General features: G+C 49.3%; 1 protein-coding gene, 1 tRNA gene and 1 riboswitch. Both genes read left to right on the top strand.

Annotation, left to right across the window (positions count from 1 at the left end; all coding sequences use genetic code 11):
• The first annotated feature begins 151 nt into the window (after positions 1 to 151).
• Positions 152 to 236, top strand: a tRNA-Tyr gene (locus T472_RS18045).
• A 59-nt stretch (positions 237 to 295) separates the two neighbouring features.
• Positions 296 to 393: riboswitch (SAM riboswitch) on the top strand.
• A 61-nt stretch (positions 394 to 454) separates the two neighbouring features.
• Positions 455 to 1630 (top strand): methionine adenosyltransferase, encoded by a 1176-nt coding sequence (gene metK / locus T472_RS18040; protein WP_023388086.1) that lies wholly within the window; start codon positions 455 to 457, stop codon positions 1628 to 1630.
• Positions 1631 to 2257: the final 627 nt, after the last annotated feature.

Here is a 2257-nt window from a genome sequence, read left to right as displayed (position 1 = left end):
CTTAAAACAGCGAAGCGCCTGTTTTTTATTGGGTTGAATTTACTTTATCAATTCAGCTTGGCATCAAATTTTCATGAAGCATGTGAAATGATGTTGACAAAGAGGCGGGGCTGATATAATATATAAAAAGCAGTTGTCAGACTGTTCATATGGAGGAGTTCCCGAGTGGCCAAAGGGGGCAGACTGTAAATCTGTTGCTTTCAGCTTCAGTGGTTCGAATCCACTCTCCTCCACCAATTAAGACGGAACTGCGTATAACGATTCCTGTCTTTTTTCATGTAAAACAGAATATGTGCTCTTATCAAGAGAGGTGGAGGGAATGGGCCCTGTGAAACCCGGCAACCTGTAGAAATACGTGGTGCCAATTCCTGCAGCAGCGCTGCAAGATAAGAGGAACGTGCACGACACGCCTCTTCTTTTAATGAAGAGGCTTCATTTTTTTCAGGAGGTAATTATGAAAAGACTATTCACTTCAGAATCAGTGACGGAAGGACATCCGGACAAGATATGCGACCAGATATCCGATGCAATTCTCGACAAGATAATTGAACAGGACCCGATGGCGAGGGTGGCATGCGAGACGGCAGTAACCACTGGTATGGTGCTTGTAATGGGAGAGATAACAACTAACTGCTACGTGGACATTCCGAAGCTGGTCAGGAAGACTGTGACCGAAATAGGATATGTTAGGGCAAAGTATGGCTTTGATGCGGATACTTGCGCTGTAATAACTTCAATCAATGAACAGTCCGCAGATATCGCAATGGGTGTCGATGATGCCTATGAGACCAGAGGTCATGCGGAAAGCCTCATTGAGAAGACAGGAGCCGGAGACCAGGGAATGATGTTCGGTTATGCCTCCAACGAGACAGAGGAGCTTATGCCAATGCCCATATCCCTTGCCCAGAAGCTTGCAAGAAGGTTGTCAGAGGTCAGGAAGGACGGCACGCTGTCATACCTCAGGCCGGATGGAAAGACACAGGTAACAGTCGAGTATGATGACGACAAGCCTGTAAGGATCGAAGCGGTTGTTGTTTCCACACAGCATAGCCCTGTTGTGGAGCATGCCGAGATAGAAAGGGATGTCAGGGAGCACGTCATAAATGCAGTGATTCCGGAGCACCTCCTGGATGAGAATACGAAATATTACATCAATCCGACAGGAAGATTCGTTATAGGCGGACCAAACGGTGATTCAGGCCTTACAGGCAGGAAGATCATAGTCGATACCTACGGCGGATACGGAAGGCACGGTGGCGGAGCCTTCTCAGGAAAGGACCCAACGAAGGTTGACAGGTCCGCAGCCTATGCCGCAAGATGGGTTGCCAAGAACCTGGTAGCTGCAGGTGTGGCTGACAGGCTTGAAGTTGAGCTGGCATATGCCATCGGAGTTGCAAAGCCTCTTTCAATTGAGGTATTCACATTCGGAACCAACAAGATTCCTGATGACAGGATAATCTCAATAATCGACAAGGTATTTGACCTGAGGCCCGGTGCGATAATAAGGGACCTGGACCTGAGAAGGCCGCTTTACAGGCAGATAGCCGCATACGGACATTTCGGAAGGACAGACCTTGACCTCCCATGGGAGAGGCTCGACAAGGTAGAAGAAATAAAGAAGCTAATATGAGAAAATGGAGCAGTTCGAATCCGGACTGCTCCATTCATTTTGATGCGCCCGGCATGGGCGATAACCTGGTGGTGAGAGTCCACTACGAGCTCGGTAGCAGGAAGCTTTAGCCGAGGGCAAGGGTGTCCATCGCGAGGTGGAATCTGAAGGAAGCCGGATGTCAGGGCGAGGAGTTCTGGCGGGCAAATTTTCGGGCCGACGAACAGAAATCTTATATAAGGCCGGATTGGGACGGACGACTCTGCTATACAAGAGAAAGTCCAATGCTACCCGAATCCCATACGGTAAATGAGGCGGCCACATGAAAGGAAGGTTATCGTTCTTACCCAGGGAGGTCTCACAGACGTCCGGTTGGGAATAAAATCCGAAAGACGGAGTAAAGCTTACTGTGAGAAGTCAGCAGACTTCGTAGTACCGGGGAGTATTTTTACCGGGAAGGACTGAACAACCGTAAGTCTTGAGTAAATACTGGAAGGAGATCGGTGCGATGAAAGCAGAATACCGAAAGGGCTGCCCGCAAAGGGATAGCGTGGAACGTGAAGAGCATGCGGGAGCGCGGAGCACCGATACTCGGAAAAGCAGAGAAAGAGGCGGTGCAGACTTGCTCGAAGAGATTCTGGACAGGGA

It is taken from the genome of Youngiibacter fragilis 232.1 (genome assembly GCF_000495435.3).
Lineage (GTDB): Bacteria > Bacillota > Clostridia > Clostridiales > Clostridiaceae > Youngiibacter > Youngiibacter fragilis.
This window is presented reverse-complemented; position numbering and strand designations above follow the sequence as displayed.